The following is a 19674-nucleotide window of genomic DNA, read 5'->3' as shown; positions in this document are numbered from 1 at the left end:
TCGTCATTCTTTCGATTGCATGTCGCCATGTCGCCCGCCGGATGGATTCCCGCGTCGTTCCGCTGCGTTGCCTGCCGGCCGCGCCGGCGCTCCGGCACGACCCGCATGAAGGCGCGCCGATGATCGGCCCGATCCTGCTCGCGCTCGCGCCGGTCGCGCTGCTGGTCGCGTTCGGTCATGGCCTGCGGCGCACCGGCTTCATCGCCGCAGCGTTCTGGCCGCACGCCGAGCGGCTCTGCTACTACGTGCTGCTGCCCGCGCTGTTCGCGGACGGCCTCGCGAATGCGCGGCTGCAATCGTTGCCCGTTTTACCGCTCGCGGCGGCGCTGGTCGGTTCGACCGCATTCGCCGCGGCGCTTCTTCTGCTGGTCCGCCGGTTCGTGCGGGTCGACGGCGCCGGGTTCACGTCGGTGTTCCAGGGCGCCGTGCGTTTCAACAACTATGTCGGCACCGCGCTCGCCGCCGGGCTGTTCGGTGCGAAGGGCATTGCACTCGCGGCCGTCTGCGTCGCGGCGATCGTGCCGACCGTCAACCTGATGTGCGTGCTGGTCTTCGCGCGCTACGGCGACACGCGGCTCGGCGCGGCGGCGCTCGTGCGGCAGATCCTGTCGAATCCGCTCGTCGTCGCCTGCGCGCTCGGGATGGCGATGCAGGCCGGCGGCGTGGCGTTTCCGGCCGCCGTCGAGCCGGCCGTGCGGGCGCTCGGCGCCGCGTCGATGCCGCTCGGCCTGCTGTGCGTGGGCGCGGCGCTGACATTCGATGCGGCCCGCGCATGGTGGCAGCCGGTGTGCGTCGCATCGGCGTTCAAGTTCGTGGCGATGCCGCTCATCACGCTCGCGGCCGGCCGGCTGTTCGGGCTCGGCGATGCGGCGCTGACCGTCGCGCTGCTGTTCCAGGCGCTGCCGACCTCGTCGGCGTCGTACATCATGGCGCGCCAGCTCGGCGGCGACGCGCCGCTGATGGCCGGCATCACCGCGTTCCAGACGATCGCCGCCGCGCTCGCGATGCCGGCCGTGCTCACCGCGCTCGCGTCGGCGCCCGCGTTCCGCTGACGACGCCCGCCCAGCCCCCTTCACTGAATCGGCCCGCAGGCCGGCCATCGCGCGGTTCGGCATCGTTTAGCCGCGCGCGGCCACGCACGCCTCGCGGCACACGCTTCCTTTCGAGATTGCACGCCACATGAATGCTCCCGCCCCGCCCGCCAGCGTCGTCGCCCCCCGGCCGCACGCGGCCATCTACGTGAAGCTCACGCTCGTCGCGCTGTTCTGGGGCGGGACCTTCATCGCAGGCCGGATCCTCGCCGCGACGATGTCCGCGACCTCGGCGGCCACCGGACGCTTCGCGATCGCCGCGCTGCTGCTGGTCGTGCTGACCTGGCAGGTCGAAGGCGGGCTGCCGACACTCAGCGGACGCCAGATCGTGACGACGTTCGGCCTCGGCGCGACCGGCATCTTCCTGTACAACGTGTGTTTTTTCGCGGCGCTCGCGCGGATGCCGGCCGGGCGCACCGCGCTGTTCGTCGCACTGAATCCGGTCGCCACCGCCGTGCTGCTGTCGGTCGTCGTGCGCGAACGCCTGTCGCTGTCGCGTTGGGCCGGCATCGCGGTCGCGCTGTGCGGCGCGCTGATCGTGATCAGCCGCGGCGATTGGCTGCGCGTGCTGACCGATCTCGGCAATACGTTCGGCGCCGGCGAACGCTTCATGCTGTGCGCGGTGCTGAGCTGGGCGGCCTACACCGTGATCGGCCGGCGCGCGCTCGACGGGCTGTCGCCGCTCGCGGCCACCACGTACGCGGCGCTCTGGGGCCTCGCGCTGCTGCTCGTCACGCACCTGTTCGACGCGACGGCGACTGGCGGCACGCCGCTGACGTGGCAGGCCGTCGCATCGATGCTCTATCTCGGCGCCGTCGGCACGGTGATCGCGTTCGTCTGGTATTCGCAGGGCATCCGCCTCCTCGGGCCGGCCCGCGCGGCCGTGTTCACCAACCTGGTGCCGGTGTTCGGCGTGCTGCTGTCGGTCGTGCTGCTCGGCGAGCCGCTGTCGCCGTCGATGCTGGCCGGCGGCGCACTCGTGATCGCGGGCGTCGCACTGACCAATCGCGCGAACCGCTGATGCGTCGGCGTGCGCCGCGTTCGGGGACGGATGCCGAATACGGATGCAGGCGCCCGCCATGCCGTTGCGTGCTGCATACGTCGGGCCGATACGCCCCCGATCTTCTCGCAGCCCCGCCAAAAACCGCCTATCGTGAATGAAGCGCCCCCGTTTGCCGCCGTTCGACCGTGCGTCGCCCGCCGCGGCAACGGCCTTGCGTTCCGGCGCCATTCACCGCGGTCGTCGCGCACGCTCGCCCGTGCACGCGATCGCGCCCGCCCACCGACTACCAGGAGGCACACATGAAAGCTGCGCTGCTCGTCAGCTCCGTCCTGCTCGCCATGGCGTCCGCCTCGGCCTCGGCCCAAGGTTCGATCACGAAAGTCGAGAACGGCGCGCTCGTCGCCGCCAACGGCATGACCGTCTACGCATTCGACAAGGACAAGCCCAACGCCGGCACCAGCGCCTGCACAGGCCCATGCGAAACCCTCTGGCCACCGTACAAGGCCAGCGCGACCGACGTACCGGTCGGGCCCTACACGATCGTCAAGCGCGACGACGGCAGCCCGCAATGGGCGTACAAGGGCAAGCCGCTGTACTTCTTCTCGAAGGACATGAAACAGGGCGAGCGCAACGGCGACAACTTCAAGAACGTGTGGCACGTGGTCGCCCCGTAAGCCTGCTTTCGCCGCGTTCCGTGCATTTCGCCAGCACGTAAAAAGCCCGCCCCGATCATTGATCGGGGCGGGCCTCGGCAGTTCCGCACGTCGCACCGGCCGTATGCAGCCGGTGCGCGCTTCCACTCAGCGGTTCGACGGGAAGCTGAACACCGTCCCTTCGCGCACACCGGCCGACGGCCAGCGCTGCGTGATCGTCTTGCGCTTCGTGTAGAACCGCACGGCGTCCGGGCCGTATGCGTGCAGGTCGCCGAACAGCGAACGCTTCCAGCCGCCGAACGAGTGGTACGCGACCGGCACCGGCAGCGGCACGTTGATGCCGACCATGCCGATCTGGATGTTGTCGCTGAAGTAGCGCGCGGCCTCGCCGTCGCGCGTGAACAGGCAGGTGCCGTTGCCGTATTCGTGCGCATCGATCAGCGCCATCGCCTCGTCGAGCGATTTCAGGCGAATCACGCCGAGCACCGGCCCGAAGATCTCGTGCTGGTAGATCGGCATGCCGGGCTTCACGTTGTCGAACAGGCACGGCCCGAGGTAGTAACCGCCGTCGTGGCCGTCGACCTTCACGCCGCGACCGTCGACGACGAGCGTCGCGCCCGCTGCCACGCCCGCTTCGACGAAACCCGTCACCTTCTCGAAATGCTGCTGCGTGACGAGCGGGCCCATGTCGACGCCCGCGCCGTTGCCCGGGCCGACCTTCATCTTCTCGATCTCGGCCTTCAGCCCCGCGACGACCTGGTCGCCCGTTTCGTCACCGATCGCGACGACCAGCGGAATCGCCATGCAGCGCTCGCCGCAGGAGCCGTATGCGGCGCCCATCAGCGCGTTCACCGCGTTGGGGATATCGGCATCCGGCATCACGACCGCGAAGTTCTTCGCGCCGCCGAGCGCCTGCACGCGCTTGCCGTGCGCGCAGCCGGTCGAGTAGATGTATTCGGCGATCGGCGTCGAGCCGACGAAGCTCACGGCCTTCACGCGCGGATCGGTGAGGATCGTGTCGACCGCTTCCTTGTCGCCGTTCACGACGTTCAGCACGCCCGGCGGCAGGCCGGCCTCGAGCGCGAGTTCGGCCATGCGCAGCGTCGACGACGGCGTGCGCTCGGATGGCTTCAGCACGAACGTGTTGCCGCACGCGACGGCCATCGGCCACATCCACAGCGGCACCATCACCGGGAAGTTGAACGGCGTGATGCCGGCCGCGACGCCGAGCGCCTGGAACTCGCTCCACGAATCGATCGCAGGGCCGACGTTCTTGCTGTGCTCGCCTTTCAGCAACTCGGGCACGTAGGTCGCGTATTCGACGTTCTCGATCCCGCGCTGCAGTTCGCCCATCGCATCGGCGAGCACCTTGCCGTGCTCGGCGGTGATCAGCGCGCACAGCTCGTCGGCGTGCTCTTCCAGCAGCGTCTTGAAGCGGCTCATCACGCGGGCGCGCTTCAGCGGCGGCGTGTTGCGCCATGCCGGAAACGCGGCTTGCGCGAATGCGATCGCGGCTTCGACGGTCAGCTTGTCGGCGAGCGCCACGCTCTTGCGCGATTCGCCCGTCGCCGGGTCGAACACCGGCTGGACGCGGCTGCCGCCGTCGACGCGCTTGCCGTCGATCAGGTGGCCGACGGTGGAGGTCACATTGCTGTCGTGTTTCATGTCTGGGGCTCTTTCCTGAATTCGGTTGTCGCGTGAGGACGAGCGATCGCTCAATCCACTTCGTTCAGTGCGTCGGAGAGCGCGTTGACCAGGTTGTCGATCTCGCGCTTCTCGGCGATGAACGGCGGCGCGAGCTGGATCGTATCGCCGCCGTAGCGCACGTAGAAGCCCTTCGCCCAGCAGCGCATCGCGATCTCGTACGGGCGCCGTGCCGGCTCGCCCGGCAAGGCGGCGATCGTCAGGCCGGCCGCCAGCCCGTAGTTGCGGATGTCCGCGACGTGGCGCTGCCCCTTCAGCCCGTGCACGGCCGCTTCGAAATGCGGCGCGAGATCGCGCACGCGGGCCACCGCGTCTTCCTTCACCAGCAGGTCGAGCGCCGCGACGCCGGCCGCGCACGCGACCGGATGCGCCGAATACGTGTAGCCGTGCGGGAACTCGAGCATGTACTCGGGGCCGCCCGCGGCCATGAACGTGTCGTAGATCTCCTTCGTCGCGATCACGCCGCCGAGCGGCTGCACGCCGTTCGTCACCTGCTTCGCGAAGTTCATGATGTCCGGCACCACGCCGAATGCGTCGGCGCCCGTCATCGCGCCGGCCCGGCCGAAGCCCGTGATGACCTCGTCGAAGATCAGCAGGATGTCGTGCGCGGTACAGATGTCGCGCAGGCGCTTCAGGTAGCCCTTCGGCGGCACGACGACGCCCGCCGAGCCGGAGAACGGCTCGACGATCACGGCTGCGATGTTCGACGCGTCGTGCAGCGCGATCAGTTCCAGCAGGCGGTCGGCCAGCTCGGCGCCGTGCTCGGGCATGCCGCGCGAGAACTTGTTCTCGGCCAGTTGCGTATGCGGCAGGAAATCGGCGTCGAGGCCCTGCCCGAACAGCTTGCGGTTCGGCCCGATCCCGCCGACCGAGATGCCGCCGAAGTTCACGCCGTGATACCCCTTCTCGCGGCCGATCAGGCGCGTCTTGGTGCCCTTGCCTTTCGCGCGCCAGTACGCACGGGCCAGCTTCAGCGACGTGTCGGCCGCTTCCGAGCCCGAGCCCGTGAAGAACACGTAGTCGAGGCCGGCCGGCGTCAGTTCCTTGATCTTGTTGGCGAGCTCGAACGATTTCGGATGGCCGAACTGGAACGCCGGCGCGTAGTCGAGCTGCGCGACCTGGCGGCTCACGGCTTCGACGATTTCCGTGCGGCCGTGACCGAGGCCCGTGCACCAGAGGCCCGACAGGCCGTCGAAGATCTTGCGGCCTTCGGCGTCGGTGTAGTACGCGCCCTTGCCGGACACGATCAGCCGCGGATCGGCCTTGAACTGGCGGTTGGCGGTGAACGGCATCCAGTGCGCATCGAGCCATGCGGCGTCGGTGCGGAGGTTCGTGTCGTCGTGCTGGGCGGTGGTGATGTCGGTCATGTCGGTCGGCGCGGCGCGCCCCTCCTCCTCGGGTTGATGTTGCGCATTGTCGGGACGCCAATTAGTCTTTTGAATATCGCAATATCAATGTTCACTTGCTCAAATATGCAAGCAAAGAAACCGAAGAGCCGCGCGCTGCTCGGGCAGCTCAGCGACATGGATCTGCGCCTGCTGCGGGTCTTCAAGGGCGTCGTGCAGTGCGGCGGGATGGCGGCGGCCGAACTGGAACTGAATATCGGCATCTCGACGATCAGCCGGCACGTGAAGGATCTCGAAACGCGACTTGGCCTCGTGCTGTGCCGGCGCGGCCGCGCGGGCTTCACGCTGACGCCCGAGGGGCAGACGGTGTACGAGGAGACGCTGCGACTGCTCGCGTCGATGGAAGCATTTCGCAGCAGGATCGACGGCATTCACGACACGATGGGCGGAGAACTTCACATCGCCGTATTCGACAAGACGGCCACCAACCCGCATGCGCGCCTGGGCGACGCGATCCGCCAATTCGCGGACGAAGCGCCCGCCGTCGCGCTGAACCTGCACGTCGCGTCGATCAACGAGGTCGAGCGCGGCGTGATCGACGGCAGCTACCAGGTCGGGATCATTCCCGCGCACCGCAACTCGGGCAGCCTCGTGTATTCGGCGCTGTTCGACGAACGGATGCTGCTCTACTGCGGCCGCCAGCATCCGCTGTTCGACGCGCCGCACGGCAAGCTCACGTGGACGACGGTCCGCAACCACGCGTTCGCCGGGCTCGGCTTCCATTCGCCGAACATGGAGCTGAGCCATCGCGCGAAGCTCACGCGCAGCGCGACCGCGTCGGACCAGGAATCGATCGCGACGCTGATTCTGTCGGGCCGCTATCTCGGCTTCCTGCCCGATCACTACGCGGAGAGTTTCGAAAACAAGGGGCTGATGCAGCCGATCGCACCGCACCGGTTCAATTACCGGTGCCGGTTCGTGAGCCTGCTGCGGCGCTCGCCGCGCCCGTCGCGGGCCGCGCTGCTGTTCCAGTCGTGCCTCGAAGCCGCGCATGCGGGGGCGCTGCCGGCGGCATAGCGGCGGCTTCCGGTTCGGGTTCGTTCAGGCCCCGTCGTCGGATGCGCGGGGCTGCGCTCGCTTGCGCGTGACGAAATGGGTCGCGACGAGCGCCGCGGCAAAGCCGGACGCCGCGCCGAGGCCGAGCGCCCAGCGCGGGCCGAGATGGTTCGCGACCCAGCCGGCCACCGGCGCGCCGATCGGCGTGCCGCCCAATGCGACCGCGAGACGCAGCGCCATCACGCGGCCGCGCATCGCCGGCTCGGTGGAAAGCTGCATCAGGCTGTTGGTCGAGTTCATGAAGGTGATCGCGGCGACGCCGGTCAGCACCAGCGCGGCGGCGAACGACCAGTAGCCGGGCGCCAGCGCGGCGAACGTGCAGCCGAGCCCGAACAGCGCCGCGCCGATCCACAGATGACGGAAACGCGGCTGCTCGCGGCGCGCGGCGAGCAGCGCGCCCGAGATCGTGCCGACCGCCATCATCGACGACAGGAAACCGAACCCACGCGCATCGACGTGAAACACGCTGGCGGCCATCGTCGAAATGAACAACTGGAAATTCAGCCCGAACGTGCCGATCAGGAACAGCATCACGAGGATGGCTGTGAGGTCCGGCCGGCGCCACACGTAACGGAATCCGTCGAGCAGGCTGCCGCGCGAGCGGCTTGCCCGCACATTGGTGCGCAGTTCGTCCTCCCGAAGCCGCGACAGCGACGCCAGCACCGCGAAGAAGCTGAGACCGTTCGCGAGAAACGCCCAGCCGGTGCCGACCGATGCGATCAGGAAGCCGGCCGCCGCCGGGCCGACCATCCGCGCGGCATTGAACGACGTCGAGTTGAGCGCGACTGCGTTCGCGAGTTCGCGGTCGCCGACCAGTTCCGCGACGAAAGTCTGCCGCACCGGCGCGTCGAACGCCGACGCGCAGCCGAACAGGAACGCGAATACATACACGTGCTCGAGCCGCACCGCACCGGTGACCGTCAGCACGCCGAGCACGAGCGCCAGCGCCCCCATCAGCGCCTGCGTCGCCATCAGCAGCTTGCGCTGGTCGAAGCGGTCGGCCGCGTAGCCGGTCCACGGCAACAGCAGCAGTTGCGGCCCGAACTGCAGCGCCATCACCGTGCCGACGGCCGATGCGTCGTGATGCGTGAGCTGCGTCAGGACGAGCCAGTCCTGCGCGGTGCGCTGGATCCACGTACCGATGTTCGACACCAGCGAGCCGATCGCCCATACGCGGTAGTTGAAGCTGCGAAGCGAGCGGAACACGCCCGCTGCCGGCACGCTCACGGCCGCTCCCGGTCGGGCTCGTTGCCGCCGTGCAGTGCGCCGAAATGCCGCGCGAGGAACAGGCCGAGCGCGAGGATGCCGAGGCCGAACGCCGCCGCGTCGGCCGTGACCTTCAGGTCGAAATCGCCGGCCCGGCGCATGAGCGCATAGGCAATCACGAGATTCACGACGCCCCACAGCACGTTCACGGTGGACGACGACAACCCGCGGCCGGGCGGATTCGCGAACGGCGTCTGGAACGGCTCGCCACGCAGCCCGCTGACGAGATGCGGCACGGCGTTCGCGAGAAACGCGCCGCCGAAGAAGTACGACACGAGGTGCAGGAGGTTCATTTGCGGGTTGTCCTTTTGGCTAGCGGGCCGGAGCGGTTCACGAACGCGCCGGGTCCTCGAATTCGGCGAGCCGCTGCAGCAGCTTCACGGCCGCCGCGAGCTCGGCCTGCTCCGCCGCCGACAGTTGCGCGTGCAGCGCGCGAAAGAGCCAGTCGTCCTTGGCCGCGCGATTGGCTTGCAGCACCTTGCGGAAACCGGGCGTGAGCGCGATCAGCGTCTGCCGGCCATCGGTGGGATCGGGCGCGCCGGCGACCGCGCCGAGCGCCTCGAGCGTGGCGACCGTCACCCGCATCGACTGCGGGCGCACGCTTTCGGCGCGCGCCAGCGCCGACACGGTCGCCGGACCGTCGCGATCGAGCCGCAGCAGCACCGATTTCTGCGAGGACGTGAGGTCGTTCGGATGGGTCTGCTCCCGCATCCGCCGCATCAGCTTGCCGACCGAGATGCGGAGTTCGCCGGCGAGACCGGCCAGCGGGAGGGTGTCGGGGGAAGACGATGGCGAGTTCATGAATCCAAGATAGCACATCGACAGTCAAACTGTACAGTTTGACTGTATATTTCATCGTGTAAGGATCGGGCGGCCACGTGTGCTTTCGGCACGACGCCGCGCCCCGTTCGGCCGCGCATTCCGGCTCTGCGATAATGCGGGCTTCCCGTTTCCGCACCGCCTTCCGCCATGACGCAGCCGTCCGCCCCGCTCTCCATCGACCTGCCGCCGATCTCGTGCCTGCCCGGCGACGCGCTGCCGTGGCTGCCGATGAGCGCCGACCTGCCGGGGCTCGCGATCAAGTACCTGCACATCAACGCGGCCGAGGACACGCTGACCGCGCTGCTGAAGATGCCGGCCGGCGGCATGCTGCCGCGCCATCGTCACGATGGCGAGGTATTCGTCCATACGCTGCAGGGTGCGTGGCGCTACCGCGAATACGACTGGGTCGCGCACGCCGGTTCGACGGTGCTCGAACCGGCCGGCTCGGTACATACGCCGGAAACGCTCGGCGCGCCGGGCGAGGATGTGATCACGCTGAACGTGATGCGCGGCGACCTCGTGCTGCTCGACGACGACGGCCGCGAAACGGCGCGCGAGAACTGCCGCGTCGCGCTGCTGCGCCAGCGCAAGCATGCGCGTACGGCGCCGGATGCGGCCACGGCGTTCGTTACGCGGTAACTACGCGGCAAGACAGGCGACGCGACGCGCATCGTGCCGCGCCCGTCCATCCCGTCACGCGCGAGCGTCCTCCAGTATTCGTTTCCGCCGCCAGGCTTGCCCGCCGGTTATCGGAAACGCCTGAAAAACCGCCGAATATCGTCGGCCAGCAAGTCCGGCTCCTCCATCGCCGCGAAATGGCCGCCGCTCGGCATGTCAGTCCACTGCACCACGTCGAATACGCGTTCGAGCCAACTGCACGGCGGGCGGCTGATTTCCTTCGGAAAGCGCGCGAAGCCGACGGGCACCGCCAGGCGTTGCCCGGGCGCAAACCGCATCGGCTGCAGCCGGTTCTCCCAGTACATCTGCATCGACGAGCCGATGCAGCCGGTAAACCAGTAGAGCGAGATGCCCGTCAGCAGCGTGTCGTGCGAAAAACGGCGCGCGACGTCGCCGTCGCAATCGCTCCACGCACGGAATTTCTCGCCGATCCACGCGGCCAGCCCGAGCGGCGAATCGTTGAGCGCGATGGCCAGCGTCTGCGGCTTCGTCATGTGGACGTACGCGTACCCGCCTTCGAGCGCCGCCCACTCGCCGCGCTGCTTCAGGAACGCCTGCTCGTCGTCGGTCAGCGGCCGCGCCGCGTCGATCGGCGGGTCGTAGCTACCGGGCAGGTAGTTCAGATGGATGCCGTCGACCACGCCCTCATGCCGAGCGCCGAGCGCGACCGACACGCCCGCGCCCAGATCGCCGCCCTGTGCGCCGAACCGCGGGTAGCCCAGGCCGGCCATCAATGCCGCCCAGCAGTCGGCGACCTGAAGCGCCGACGTGCCGGGCGCCGCCGGCGCGGGAGAAAACAGGAAGCCGGGCAGCGACGGCGCGACGATGTCGAAGGCGTCGTCCGGATCGCCGCCGAACGCGGCCGGATCGCACAGGCGATCGATCAGTGCATGGAATTCGAATGCGGAACCCGGCCAGCCGTGCGTGACGACGAGCGGATAGGGTTTCGGGCCGGTGCCGCGCCGATGCACGAAATGCACGCGCCGGCCGCCGACGTCCGCGATGAACTGCGGCAGCCGGTTCAGCGCACGTTCCGCCGCGCGCCAATCGAAGCCGCCGGCCCAGTACGCGGCCAGTTCGCGCAGCCACGCGCCGTCGACGCCCTGCTGCCACGGCTCGGCGGGTGTCAGGTTGGGCGGGCGGGTGTCGCGCACGCGCCGCCGCAAATCGTCGAGCGCTTGATCGGATATCGCAATGTCGAACGGTTCGGCGTGCATCGTGTCTCCTCGCGAAACATGTCGACGAGATTCTGCGCGATTTTTCCGCCCCGCGCTGGCGGCAGGCGGTCGCGCGCGTCAGCCCGTTTCGCGCGCGTCAGCTTCCGTCCGTGCGTCGCGCCGCAACGCCTGCGGCGGCACGCCGAACCCGCGCACGAACGCCTCGCGCATGTGCCGGCGATCGCGAAAACCGTTCTCCCTTGCGATCACGTCGAGCGGATGGCGGCTCTGTTCGATCATCAGCCGCGCCGCTTCGAGCCGCAGCCGCTCGATCGCCTTCGCCGGCGACTGCCCGGTTTCGAGCGTAAACACGCGGCTGAACTGGCGCGGGCTCAGGTGCACGGCCTCGGCCAGCGCCTCGACGGTCAGCGCGCGGCCGAGATGCTGCCGCGCGTAATTGAGCGCGTTCTGAATCCGGTCGGATTTCGGCGCGAGATCGAGCATTTCCGAATGCTGCGACTGGCCGCCGGCGCGGCGCTGGTGCATCACCAGCTTGCGCGCGACCGACCGCGCGACGTCGGCGCCGAGATCCTTTTCCACCATCGCGAGCGCGAGATCGAGGCCGGCCGTCATGCCGGCCGACGTCCAGATCGGGCCGTCGACGATGAAGATCCGGTCGTCCTCGACGCGAATCTCCGGGTAGTGCCGCTGCATGTCGCGGCCGAACGCCCAGTGCGTGGTCGCGCGACGCTGCGCGAGCAGCCCGGCCTCGGCCAGCACGAACGCGCCCGTGCAGATGCCGGCGATCCGCCGCGCCCGCCCGTTCGCGCGGCGCAGGTAGGCGACCACGCCGGCCGGCGCCGGCGCGGCGAGCGGATCGTTGACGCCCGCGACGATCCACGTGTCGACGCCGAGGCGGCCGCGCAGCGCGCGCGTGGCGACCGGCAGCCCGAGCGACGAGCGCACGTCGCCGCCGTCGACCGAATAGTTGTCCATCGCGTAGAACGGCGCGTCCATCCCCATGTTCGCGTACTCGAACACCGACTGCGCGGCGAGCGCCATGATCTGGAAGCCATCGCTGATCAGAAAGCCGATTCGGTGCATGTGCGTTCTCCGCTTCCGTGCCGATTGGGCCGATGGGCCCGATGTCCGGAATCATACCCATCTACGTCATTTCTGTCGCCGCGCTTCGAGGCCAGAATGCCTTCACGCCATCCGGCCATCCTCATCGAAACGGAGCACATCATGACGCAAGCACATCGCGGTACCGCCCTCATTACCGGCGCATCGTCGGGCATCGGCGCCGTCTACGCGGACCGCCTCGCGCGCCGCGGCTACGACCTGATCCTGGTCGCACGCAATCGCGACCGGCTGAGCGCCCTCGCCGAGCGCATCACGAACGACACGCAGCGCAGCGTCGAGATCGTCGACGCGGACCTCAACGACCGCGCGGCGCTCGCCGCCGTCGAAGCCAAGCTGAAACAGGACGCGAGCATCACGCTGCTCGTGAACAACGCGGGCATCGGCACGCATGCGCCGCTGCTCGACAGCGACGTCGACGCGATGACGCGGATGATCGAGCTGAACGTGACCGCGCTCACGCGCCTGACCTATGCGGCCGTGCCCGGCTTCGTCGCACGCGGCCGCGGCGCGGTGATCAACATTGCGTCGATCGTCGCGATCTCGCCGGAAACGCTGAACGGCGTGTACGGCGGCAGCAAGGCGTTCGTGCTCGCGTTCAGCCAGTCGCTGCATCACGAGCTCGCCGACAAGGGCGTGCAGGTGCAGGCCGTGCTGCCCGGCGCGACGGCCACCGAGTTCTGGCAGACGGGCGGCCTGCCGCTCGAGCACCTGCCGAAGGAAATCGTGATGACGGCGCCGGACATGGTCGATGCGGCGCTGGTCGGGTTCGAGCGCGGCGAGCTCGTGACGATCCCGTCGCTGCACGCGGGCGACGAATGGGAGGCATACGAGGCCGCGCGCCGCACGATGGCGCCGCATTTGTCGGCCAATACGCCGGCACCGCGCTACACCACGGCGCGCTAGTTGCCGGCGGAGGCCGCGCCGCGCCGCGCGCCTTCGCCCTTCACGCCGACCATCAGCGCCACCCCGCTCGCCACCAGCAGCGCGGCGAGCAGATAGACGGCGAGATCCATGCTGCCCGTGCGCGTGCGGATCATCCCGATCACCCACGGGCTGACGATGCCGCTCGTGATCCCGATGCTGCTGATCAACGCGATCCCGGCCGCGGCCGCGTTGCCGGACAGGTAGCGGGTCGGCACGGCCCAGAAGATCGGCAGCGCCGCGAAGATCAGCGTCGCCGCTATCGACAGGCACGCGAGCATCGCCGCGAAGCTGTGCAGGTGCAGCGTCAGCGCCGCGAGCGCAAGCCCGCCGCCGATCGTGCAGCACGCGAAGTGCTTGCGGCGCTCGCCGGTGCGGTCCGAGCGGCGTGCGATCAGCACCAGCCCCACCGCGCCCACCGCATTCGGCACGACCGTGTAGAGGCTCACGGCGACGACGTCGGTCACGCCGAAGTCGCGGATCATCAGCGGCATCCAGAAGTTCAGCGTCAGCGACGCGCAAGTCAGCGAGAAATAGATGAACGCGAACAGGTACACGCGCGGGTTCGCGAGCGCGGCCATCACGCTGCGTCCGTCATGCGCATTGCCGGGTGCGCGGCCGTCGGCGCACAGCGCGGCGACGCGCGCCTTTTCGTCGGACGTGAGCCACGCGGCGTCCTGCGGCCGGTCGACGAGGAACGAGAACGCGGCGAACGCGAGCAGAATCGCCGGCGCCCCTTCGATCGCGAACATCCACTGCCAGCCGTGCAGCCCGAGCACGCCGCTCATGTCGCGCATGATCCAGCCGGACAACAAGCCGCCGAGCACACCGGCCACCGCGACGCCCGCGAAGAACACCGAGATCGCCGCCGCGCGCCGGTTCGCGGGGAACCAGTAGGTCAGGTACAGCACGATGCCGGGGAAGAAGCCGGCCTCGAACACGCCGAGCAGGAAGCGCAGCACGTAGAAATGCGACGGCTGCGACACGAACATCATCCCGGTCGACGCGAGGCCCCACAGCAGCATGATCCGCGTGAACGTGCGGCGTGCGCCGAACCGCGCGAGCAGCATGTTGCTCGGCACTTCGCAGCACACGTAGCCGACGTAGAACACCGCGGCGCCGAGGCCGTACATCGCATCGCTGAAGCCGAGATCGTGCTTCATCTGCAACTGCGCGAAGCCGATGTTGATGCGGTCGAGGAACGACACGACGTAGCAGAGGAACAGGAACGGGACGATCCGCCACGCGATCTTGCGGAACAGCAGCGCGTCGCTGAATGCGGATGCGGAAGTCGGCGCCGACGCGCTCGCGTGCGCAAGCGTCGCTTCGGCGGGAAGCGATTGGGGCATGTCTCTCTCCAAACGGGCCGCGCGATGTCGAGCGCGCGGCAGTCTCCGAGGGCGTGCATGCGCCCTGCTTTCTTGTGAGACCGGATACGGTCGCCGGCACCGCGGCGCGATGCCGCCGCGAATGCCGCGACCCTCAGGGAAACGGCAAGGCGATCATGTAAGCGCCGCCCCGCCGCCGTGGGCCGCTCAGTCCTGCAGCGCGGCCCACATGTCCTTGTCGCGCTGCGCGGTCCAGATGCGCGGATGCGCGATGCCGCTCGCTTCGTCGAACGCGCGCGACACGTCGAACGGCAAGCAGTGCTCGTAGATGAACACGTGGCCGAACTTCGGGTCCATCGCTTCGCGCGTGAGCGCCATCGCGGCCTTCAGGTCGAGATTGCGCTCGACGGCCTTGCGGCCCTGCGCGAGCAGCGTCGTGACGAAATCCTTCGTGTAGTCGAGGCCCTTGTTCACTTCGGCAGGATTCAGCAGCGCGGGGCCGCGGCCCGGCACGAGCTTCTCGGCGCCGAGCGCGCGCAACGCCTCGAGCGTGGCCGGCCACTGTTCGAGCTGCGCGTCGCCGCAATAGCACGCGGCGTCGTATTCGACGAGGTCGCCCGAGAACAGCACCTTCTGCGACGGCAGCCACACGATCGTGTCGCCCTTCGTATGGCCCGAGCCGACATGCATGATCTTCACTTCGAGCTTGCCGAGGAACAGCGTGATCTCGCGCTCGAACACGAGCGTCGGCCAGGTCAGGCCAGGCACCGTCTCGACGCCGGCGAACAGGCGCGGGAAGCGCTCGATCTCCGACTTCATGTCGGCCTCACCGCGCTCGACGATCATCTCGTAGGTGCCGCGGCTCGCGATCACGTGCTGCGCGCCTTCGTCGAAGTACGCGGACGCGCCGAGCACGCGCACCGCGTGATAGTGCGACAGCACCACGTGCTTGATCGGCTTGTCGGTGACGCTGCGGATCTTCGCGATCAGGTCCTGCGCCATCGCGGGCGTCGCGGTCGTGTCGACGATCAGCACGCTGTCGTCGCCGATGATCACGCCCGAGTTCGGGTCGCCTTCGGCTGTGTACGCGTACGCGTTCTCGGACAGCTTCGTCCAGGTGACTTTCTTCTCTTCCAGATCGGCTTGGGAGGCGAATGCTTTGGCCATTGTGCGTTCCGTGGCTGCGAGCCATGTGTTGAGGGGGAGTGAGCGGATCATCGGCCTGCGTCGAATATTTGTCAATGACAAATGCGCTTGCTATTGTCCAATACGGGTAAACCTGTGGGCTGGCGCTGAAAATGGCGTCGGATACCATGCGGGGTTTCGTCAACGGAAGAATCATCGCGTGCAGAACCACGAAGTCAGCGCGGACGATGCGCCGCCCAAGGCGCAGCGCGGCATCCAGAGTGTCGAGGTCGGCGGCCGGCTGCTCGACGCGCTCGCGCGCCGGCGCAAGCCGCTCGGGCTGTCGGAGCTGGCCGCGGCGGCCGATCTCTCCACCGCGCAGGCGCACACCTATCTCGTGAGCCTGACGCGGCTCGCGCTCGTGAAGCGCGACGCGCTCACCGGCAACTACGAGCCGGGCCCGCTGTCGCTGCGGCTCGGGCTGATGTCGATCGAGCGCCAGCCGGCCTACCGGGCGACGCTGCCGCATGCGGTGCGGCTCGCGGAAACGGTCGGGCTGAGCGTCGCGCTGTCGGTGCCGGGCGTGCTCGGCCCGACGATCGTGCGCATCGAACACGGCGGCTATCCGTTGCACGTGAACCTGCACGTCGGGTCGGTGATGTCGCTCGACACCACGGCGACCGGCCGCGTGTTCCGGGCGTTCGGCGACGCCGCGCAACTCGATGCGATGGCGGCCAGCCAGGCGGGTGCGGGCGAGACGCTTGCCGGCGCCGAAAGCGAGCCGGCCGCGCCGGACGCCGATGCGCAACCCGTCGAACTCGATGCGATCCGCGCACGCGGCATCGAACGCAGCATCGACCGGCCGAGCCCGGGCGTCAGCGGGATGTGCGTGCCCGTGCTCGATCCGCACGGGCGCCTGCAGCTCGCGTTGACGGTGATCGGTTCGACGGGATCGATCGATGTCGACTGGGACGGCCCGATCGCGGCGGCATTGCGCGGCGCGGCGCGGCAGGCCACCGCGTCGCTCGGCACGGCGCATGCGGAACCGGCGCCCGCGCCGGCGGTGGCGCCGGGCGTCGCGCGCGTACCACCCGCGCTGGCCGACGACGCGAAAACGCAGCGCGGCATCAATGCACTCGACAGCACCGGCGACCTGCTGCTCGCGCTGGTGTCGGCGGGCCGCGCGCTGCCGCTGCGCGATCTCGCGACGGCGGCCGGCATGCCCGCCGCGAAGGCGTTTCCGCATCTGGTCAGCCTGCAGAAGATCGGCCTGCTGAGCCGCGACGACGCCGGCTGCTTCGACGGCGGGCCGCTCGCGCAGGCGCTCGGCCTGATCGCGATGCAGCGCGTGTCGCCGACGCGCGACGCGGAAGCCGAGATCGTCGCGCTCGCCGGCGCGACCGACATGAGCGTGGCCGCCGCGACGCTCGGCCCGCTCGGGCCGACCGTGATCCGGCTCGAGGAATCGGCGCGGCCGCAGCACGTGAGCCTGCAGGTCGGCACCGTGATGTCGCTCGTCAATACGGCGATCGGCCGGATTTTCGCGTCCGGCATGTCCGACGACGTGCTGGCCGACTTGCTCGCCAACGAGCCGGTGCGCCTCGCCGGCGCGCCCGTCGCACCGGACGACGCGGCCTTCCGCTCACGGCTCGCGGCGATCCGCGCGGACGAGCTCGATTTCGCGTTCGACGCGCCGGTGCCCGGCATCGGGACGATTGCCGCGCCCGTGTTCGATCACACCGGCAGCATCCGGCTCGTGATCGCGATCATCGGTTCGTCGCGCGGCTTCCCGCGCGGGCCCGACAGCGAGCTGGCGCAGACGCTGCGGGCCGCGACGCGGCGGCTGTCGTGGCGCTTCGGGTGGATCGGCCGCTAATCGCGCCCTTTTCCCCAACGTACGTTCGAATCCCTTTCTTTCTGCCCGCGAGGCCGCGCCGGCACGGCCTCGTCACGTCTATCCGACCCGCCCGGGCGACCAATATTCATGTTGCGCAGCAGCAACATAAATTGTCAGTAATTCTCATATAACGAAATCGCATTTCACAAGGCGAGGTCGTTTCGCTATGATTAGGGTTATCCCTAACTCGCCACCTCTATGGGGCTTCGTCATGCAAACGTCTAATTTCTCCGATCGTTCCACCCAATCCACTGGCTGGCTCGCACGTGTTGGCGAGCTGCTGGCGGAAGCCTGGGCACTGCACCTCGAGAACTGCGAAGTCATCGCTGAAGCACACGCGCGCCTGCCGCGCTGAGCGGACTGCCGGCCGCCTGATCCCCTTGTCCTGACGCGCGCCGACAGCGGCTATTGCGCCGGGCACCGGGCGGTCGCGCCGGTCAGAGAGCAAGAAGCCGGGCTCGTCCCGGCCGAATACCCTCGCTGCGTGGCGAGCGTTTCAAGATCGTCTCGACGCCGTGTTTCAGGCCGATACTGGCGCCAATTCATGCGTATTGGCGCGGATGGCTATCAGTCAGGTTGTCTGGGCATGCAGCCATTTCCGGCCAGCGCGCGATTACGCCCGGCCATCGCCGACGGAAGATTCATCCGTTTTTGTGTGCCCGCGGGCCGTTTCCCTGGCGAGCCTTCCGTGCCGGCCGTTCACCGGTTGCCTCCGCACCCGCGCCACATCGCACGCACTGCCGTTTCAACGCCGGCCGCGCTCCTCGTCTCTCCCCGTCACACCTGAATCGAAGGCACATCCTTCATGCACCGCAGCGCGAACATCGAACGGCTGTGGCGGATGCTCGAGATCCGGTACAGCTTTTCGCGCAGGAAGCGTTCGTAGCCGGCCGTGCCGTCCACCGCGACCTTGATCCAGTAGTCGTACTCGCCCGACACCAGATACGCCTCGAGCACCTCCGGCAGCGCCGCCAGTTCGGCGCCGAAGCGCGCCAGTGCGTCGTCTTCATGGCGATCGAGCGTGACTTCGAGGATCACGATGTCCGCGTAGCCGAGCTTGCGCTGGTTGACCAGCGCGACATAGCCGTCGATGTAGCCGTCGAGTTCGAGTTGCCGCGTGCGGTTCCAGCAGGCGGTGGTCGACATGCCGATCTGTTCGGCCAGTTCGGCGTTCGACAGACGCGCATTTTTCTGCAATGCACCCAGGATCTTGCGGTCCTGATTGTCGAGCGTTTTGGGCGTGCGTTCACGGGTAGCCATGGCGAGAAGAATCTTCTACTGAAAATCGGCATTCTATCTGAACAGGATTCCGGTTTCAGGGCCGTTTCACTGGAAAACAGGAAGCCTTTTAACCGGGCCGCTTGATACATTTTCTCCATGCCTGCTGCCCGGCACGCTCCCCGCGACCACCCCTCGCAACGGAACGCACGGCCGCAATCACGAGTTGCGGTGCCGGCCGGCAGACATGCGATTCCCCGCCGCCCGCACGCCCATCCGACCGCGTGCGGGGCCGGTGCCTGCCTCCCCGCTCTTGCCCGTCCGTCATGTCGTTCAAGCTTTATCTGTCGTTCCTCGCTGCTTCCGTCGTCCTCATCTACGCGCCCGGCCCCGTCAACCTGCTCACGATGAACCAGGCGTTGCGCACCGGTTGGCGCCGCGCGCTGCCGTGCGTCTGGGGCGGCACGCTCGCCGTGCTGCTGCAACTCGCGCTGACCGCGCTGTGCCTCAATTCGCTGGTCCACCTCGATGAACACGCCCTGACCGTGCTGCGCTGGGCCGGCGCCGCGTATCTCGTCTGGCTCGGCGGCAAGCAATGGCTGAGCCGCACGCCGGCCGGCGCGGCCGCGGCGCCCGCCGAGACCGACGCAGGAACGGCCATCGCCGCGCCGGACGCCGACTCCGGACGCGCGCTGTTCTGGCGCGGCGTCGCGACTTCCGGGCTGAATCCGAAGACGCTGCTGTTCTTTCCGTCGTTCTTTCCGCAGTTCATCAGCCCGAACGCCGACTGGAGCCTGAACCTTCAATACCTGCTGCTCGCCGCGACGTTCGCGCTGCTGTTCGCGGGCGGCGTCGCATCGATGGCGCTGTTCTCGCACCGGCTGAGCCGCGCGTTGCAGCGGCCGGCGCGGATGCGTGCGATGAACCGCGTGACGGGCGGGCTGCTCGTCGGGATGGGCGCGATCATGGTCGGCTGGAACTGAACGGCCGCGCGGACGGGCTGCGTCGGCGCCGCTGCCAGGCGCCTCGAAAAAGCAGCCGGGCGCCGAATGCTTTAGGGTAGCGCCTGGTTCGTTGGACATGCCCGGGCCCGCCGGGCGACTGAATGAAGCACGTCACATCCCGCCTGCGGCGCCTGTTCGCGCCGATCGGCCTGCACTGGTATCTCGCCCTCCTGCTTGCGCTCGATGCGCTCATGGTGCTGCG

The 19674-nt window shown here is 68.6% G+C and carries 19 protein-coding genes; 9 read left to right on the top strand and 10 right to left on the bottom strand.

Annotated elements, in window-relative coordinates:
- Positions 1 to 119 precede the first annotated feature (119 nt).
- The 3 genes from JMF90_RS01960 to JMF90_RS01950 all read left to right on the top strand — a co-directional run bounded on the left by JMF90_RS01960 (position 120) and on the right by JMF90_RS01950 (position 2768).
- A complete protein-coding gene (locus tag JMF90_RS01960) occupies positions 120 to 1052 on the top strand; it encodes an AEC family transporter (RefSeq protein WP_196222401.1) in 933 nt (310 codons plus the stop codon).
- A gap of 127 nt (positions 1053 to 1179) precedes the next feature.
- Positions 1180 to 2112, top strand: coding sequence for a DMT family transporter (locus JMF90_RS01955; protein ID WP_011694730.1), 933 nt, complete (start codon positions 1180 to 1182; stop codon positions 2110 to 2112).
- 281 nt (positions 2113 to 2393) lie between these two features.
- Entirely contained in the window at positions 2394 to 2768 is a 375-nt protein-coding gene (locus JMF90_RS01950; protein ID WP_006479101.1) for a hypothetical protein, read from the top strand.
- A 126-nt stretch (positions 2769 to 2894) separates the two neighbouring features.
- Here the strand turns inward: JMF90_RS01950 and JMF90_RS01945 are convergent, their stop codons facing one another.
- Both JMF90_RS01945 and JMF90_RS01940 read right to left on the bottom strand, forming a co-directional pair.
- A complete protein-coding gene (locus JMF90_RS01945) occupies positions 2895 to 4412 on the bottom strand; it encodes a CoA-acylating methylmalonate-semialdehyde dehydrogenase (protein ID WP_011694729.1) in 1518 nt (505 codons plus the stop codon).
- A 50-nt stretch (positions 4413 to 4462) separates the two neighbouring features.
- The gene (locus JMF90_RS01940; RefSeq protein ID WP_011547771.1) at positions 4463 to 5818 is read right to left on the bottom strand and encodes an aspartate aminotransferase family protein; all 1356 of its coding nucleotides are present in this window, start codon (positions 5816 to 5818) and stop codon (positions 4463 to 4465) included.
- 105 nt (positions 5819 to 5923) lie between these two features.
- Here JMF90_RS01940 and JMF90_RS01935 point away from each other — a divergent pair, with 105 nt between their 5' ends.
- Positions 5924 to 6874, top strand: a complete 951-nt coding sequence (locus tag JMF90_RS01935; protein WP_011547772.1) for a LysR family transcriptional regulator — start codon at positions 5924 to 5926, stop codon at positions 6872 to 6874.
- Positions 6875 to 6898: 24 nt separating this feature from the next.
- On the opposite strand, the gene JMF90_RS01930 is transcribed toward JMF90_RS01935, so the two are convergent.
- The 3 genes from JMF90_RS01930 to JMF90_RS01920 are packed head-to-tail and all read right to left on the bottom strand — an operon-like array spanning position 6899 to position 8998.
- Entirely contained in the window at positions 6899 to 8140 is a 1242-nt protein-coding gene (locus JMF90_RS01930) for an MFS transporter (protein WP_011547773.1), read from the bottom strand.
- Complete coding sequence (locus tag JMF90_RS01925) at positions 8137 to 8472, bottom strand: hypothetical protein (protein WP_011547774.1); 336 nt, start codon at positions 8470 to 8472, stop codon at positions 8137 to 8139. The genes JMF90_RS01930 and JMF90_RS01925 overlap by 4 nt, the downstream gene beginning before the upstream one ends.
- A 37-nt stretch (positions 8473 to 8509) precedes the next feature.
- Positions 8510 to 8998, bottom strand: a complete 489-nt coding sequence (locus JMF90_RS01920) for a MarR family winged helix-turn-helix transcriptional regulator (RefSeq protein WP_011694727.1) — start codon at positions 8996 to 8998, stop codon at positions 8510 to 8512.
- Between the two features lie 150 nt (positions 8999 to 9148).
- Between JMF90_RS01920 and JMF90_RS01915 the strand changes: the two genes are divergently transcribed.
- Positions 9149 to 9640 (top strand): 2,4'-dihydroxyacetophenone dioxygenase family protein, encoded by a 492-nt coding sequence (locus JMF90_RS01915; protein ID WP_011547776.1) that lies wholly within the window; start codon positions 9149 to 9151, stop codon positions 9638 to 9640.
- A gap of 107 nt (positions 9641 to 9747) precedes the next feature.
- On the opposite strand, the gene JMF90_RS01910 is transcribed toward JMF90_RS01915, so the two are convergent.
- Positions 9748 to 10896, bottom strand: coding sequence for an epoxide hydrolase family protein (locus tag JMF90_RS01910; RefSeq protein ID WP_011547777.1), 1149 nt, complete (start codon positions 10894 to 10896; stop codon positions 9748 to 9750).
- Between the two features lie 78 nt (positions 10897 to 10974).
- Positions 10975 to 11940, bottom strand: coding sequence for a GlxA family transcriptional regulator (locus JMF90_RS01905; protein ID WP_011547778.1), 966 nt, complete (start codon positions 11938 to 11940; stop codon positions 10975 to 10977).
- Positions 11941 to 12081: 141 nt separating this feature from the next.
- On the opposite strand from JMF90_RS01905, the gene JMF90_RS01900 reads away from it, so the two are divergent.
- A complete protein-coding gene (locus JMF90_RS01900) occupies positions 12082 to 12882 on the top strand; it encodes an SDR family oxidoreductase (protein WP_041489484.1) in 801 nt (266 codons plus the stop codon).
- Here the strand turns inward: JMF90_RS01900 and JMF90_RS01895 are convergent.
- Together JMF90_RS01895 and JMF90_RS01890 are read right to left on the bottom strand one after the other, a co-directional pair.
- Positions 12879 to 14249: an MFS transporter gene (locus JMF90_RS01895; RefSeq protein WP_011547780.1), complete on the bottom strand. Its 1371-nt coding sequence runs from the start codon at positions 14247 to 14249 to the stop codon at positions 12879 to 12881. The genes JMF90_RS01900 and JMF90_RS01895 overlap by 4 nt on opposite strands.
- Positions 14250 to 14435: 186 nt before the next feature.
- On the bottom strand, positions 14436 to 15395 hold the full coding sequence (locus JMF90_RS01890; protein WP_006482658.1) for an MBL fold metallo-hydrolase: 960 nt from the start codon (positions 15393 to 15395) through the stop codon (positions 14436 to 14438).
- A 178-nt stretch (positions 15396 to 15573) separates the two neighbouring features.
- On the opposite strand from JMF90_RS01890, the gene JMF90_RS01885 reads away from it, so the two are divergent.
- Together JMF90_RS01885 and JMF90_RS01880 are read left to right on the top strand one after the other, a co-directional pair.
- Entirely contained in the window at positions 15574 to 17229 is a 1656-nt protein-coding gene (locus JMF90_RS01885; RefSeq protein WP_011547781.1) for an IclR family transcriptional regulator, read from the top strand.
- Positions 17230 to 17461: 232 nt separating this feature from the next.
- Positions 17462 to 17605, top strand: coding sequence for a hypothetical protein (locus JMF90_RS01880; RefSeq protein ID WP_227746104.1), 144 nt, complete (start codon positions 17462 to 17464; stop codon positions 17603 to 17605).
- A 422-nt stretch (positions 17606 to 18027) separates the two neighbouring features.
- On the opposite strand, the gene JMF90_RS01875 is transcribed toward JMF90_RS01880, so the two are convergent.
- Positions 18028 to 18510, bottom strand: coding sequence for an Lrp/AsnC family transcriptional regulator (locus tag JMF90_RS01875; RefSeq protein ID WP_006479115.1), 483 nt, complete (start codon positions 18508 to 18510; stop codon positions 18028 to 18030).
- A 284-nt stretch (positions 18511 to 18794) separates the two neighbouring features.
- Between JMF90_RS01875 and JMF90_RS01870 the strand changes: the two genes are divergently transcribed.
- Positions 18795 to 19451 carry a LysE family translocator gene (locus JMF90_RS01870; RefSeq protein WP_011547783.1) on the top strand — a complete coding sequence of 219 codons (657 nt, stop codon included), beginning with the start codon at positions 18795 to 18797 and terminating at the stop codon, positions 19449 to 19451.
- Positions 19452 to 19674: the final 223 nt, after the last annotated feature.

Origin of the sequence: Burkholderia sp. E168m23 (genome assembly GCF_016586125.1) — a bacterium.
Lineage (GTDB): Bacteria > Pseudomonadota > Gammaproteobacteria > Burkholderiales > Burkholderiaceae > Burkholderia > Burkholderia orbicola.
Note: the sequence above shows the minus strand (reverse complement) of the source record. Positions and strands in the feature narration are given on the sequence as shown.

What these genes read in the sequence shown, in the direction of transcription:
- JMF90_RS01960 (WP_196222401.1), top strand. Translation starts at nt 120, where the DNA reads ATGATCGGCCCGATCCTGCTCGCGCTCGCGCCGGTCGCGCTGCTGGTC.
- JMF90_RS01955 (WP_011694730.1), top strand. Translation starts at nt 1,180, where the DNA reads ATGAATGCTCCCGCCCCGCCCGCCAGCGTCGTCGCCCCCCGGCCGCAC.
- JMF90_RS01950 (WP_006479101.1), top strand. Translation starts at nt 2,394, where the DNA reads ATGAAAGCTGCGCTGCTCGTCAGCTCCGTCCTGCTCGCCATGGCGTCC.
- JMF90_RS01945 (WP_011694729.1), bottom strand. Translation starts at nt 4,412, where the DNA reads ATGAAACACGACAGCAATGTGACCTCCACCGTCGGCCACCTGATCGAC.
- JMF90_RS01940 (WP_011547771.1), bottom strand. Translation starts at nt 5,818, where the DNA reads ATGACCGACATCACCACCGCCCAGCACGACGACACGAACCTCCGCACC.
- JMF90_RS01935 (WP_011547772.1), top strand. Translation starts at nt 5,924, where the DNA reads ATGCAAGCAAAGAAACCGAAGAGCCGCGCGCTGCTCGGGCAGCTCAGC.
- JMF90_RS01925 (WP_011547774.1), bottom strand. Translation starts at nt 8,472, where the DNA reads ATGAACCTCCTGCACCTCGTGTCGTACTTCTTCGGCGGCGCGTTTCTC.
- JMF90_RS01920 (WP_011694727.1), bottom strand. Translation starts at nt 8,998, where the DNA reads ATGTGCTATCTTGGATTCATGAACTCGCCATCGTCTTCCCCCGACACC.
- JMF90_RS01915 (WP_011547776.1), top strand. Translation starts at nt 9,149, where the DNA reads ATGACGCAGCCGTCCGCCCCGCTCTCCATCGACCTGCCGCCGATCTCG.
- JMF90_RS01910 (WP_011547777.1), bottom strand. Translation starts at nt 10,896, where the DNA reads ATGCACGCCGAACCGTTCGACATTGCGATATCCGATCAAGCGCTCGAC.
- JMF90_RS01905 (WP_011547778.1), bottom strand. Translation starts at nt 11,940, where the DNA reads ATGCACCGAATCGGCTTTCTGATCAGCGATGGCTTCCAGATCATGGCG.
- JMF90_RS01900 (WP_041489484.1), top strand. Translation starts at nt 12,082, where the DNA reads ATGACGCAAGCACATCGCGGTACCGCCCTCATTACCGGCGCATCGTCG.
- JMF90_RS01895 (WP_011547780.1), bottom strand. Translation starts at nt 14,249, where the DNA reads ATGCCCCAATCGCTTCCCGCCGAAGCGACGCTTGCGCACGCGAGCGCG.
- JMF90_RS01890 (WP_006482658.1), bottom strand. Translation starts at nt 15,395, where the DNA reads ATGGCCAAAGCATTCGCCTCCCAAGCCGATCTGGAAGAGAAGAAAGTC.
- JMF90_RS01880 (WP_227746104.1), top strand. Translation starts at nt 17,462, where the DNA reads ATGCAAACGTCTAATTTCTCCGATCGTTCCACCCAATCCACTGGCTGG.
- JMF90_RS01875 (WP_006479115.1), bottom strand. Translation starts at nt 18,510, where the DNA reads ATGGCTACCCGTGAACGCACGCCCAAAACGCTCGACAATCAGGACCGC.
- JMF90_RS01870 (WP_011547783.1), top strand. Translation starts at nt 18,795, where the DNA reads ATGTCGTTCAAGCTTTATCTGTCGTTCCTCGCTGCTTCCGTCGTCCTC.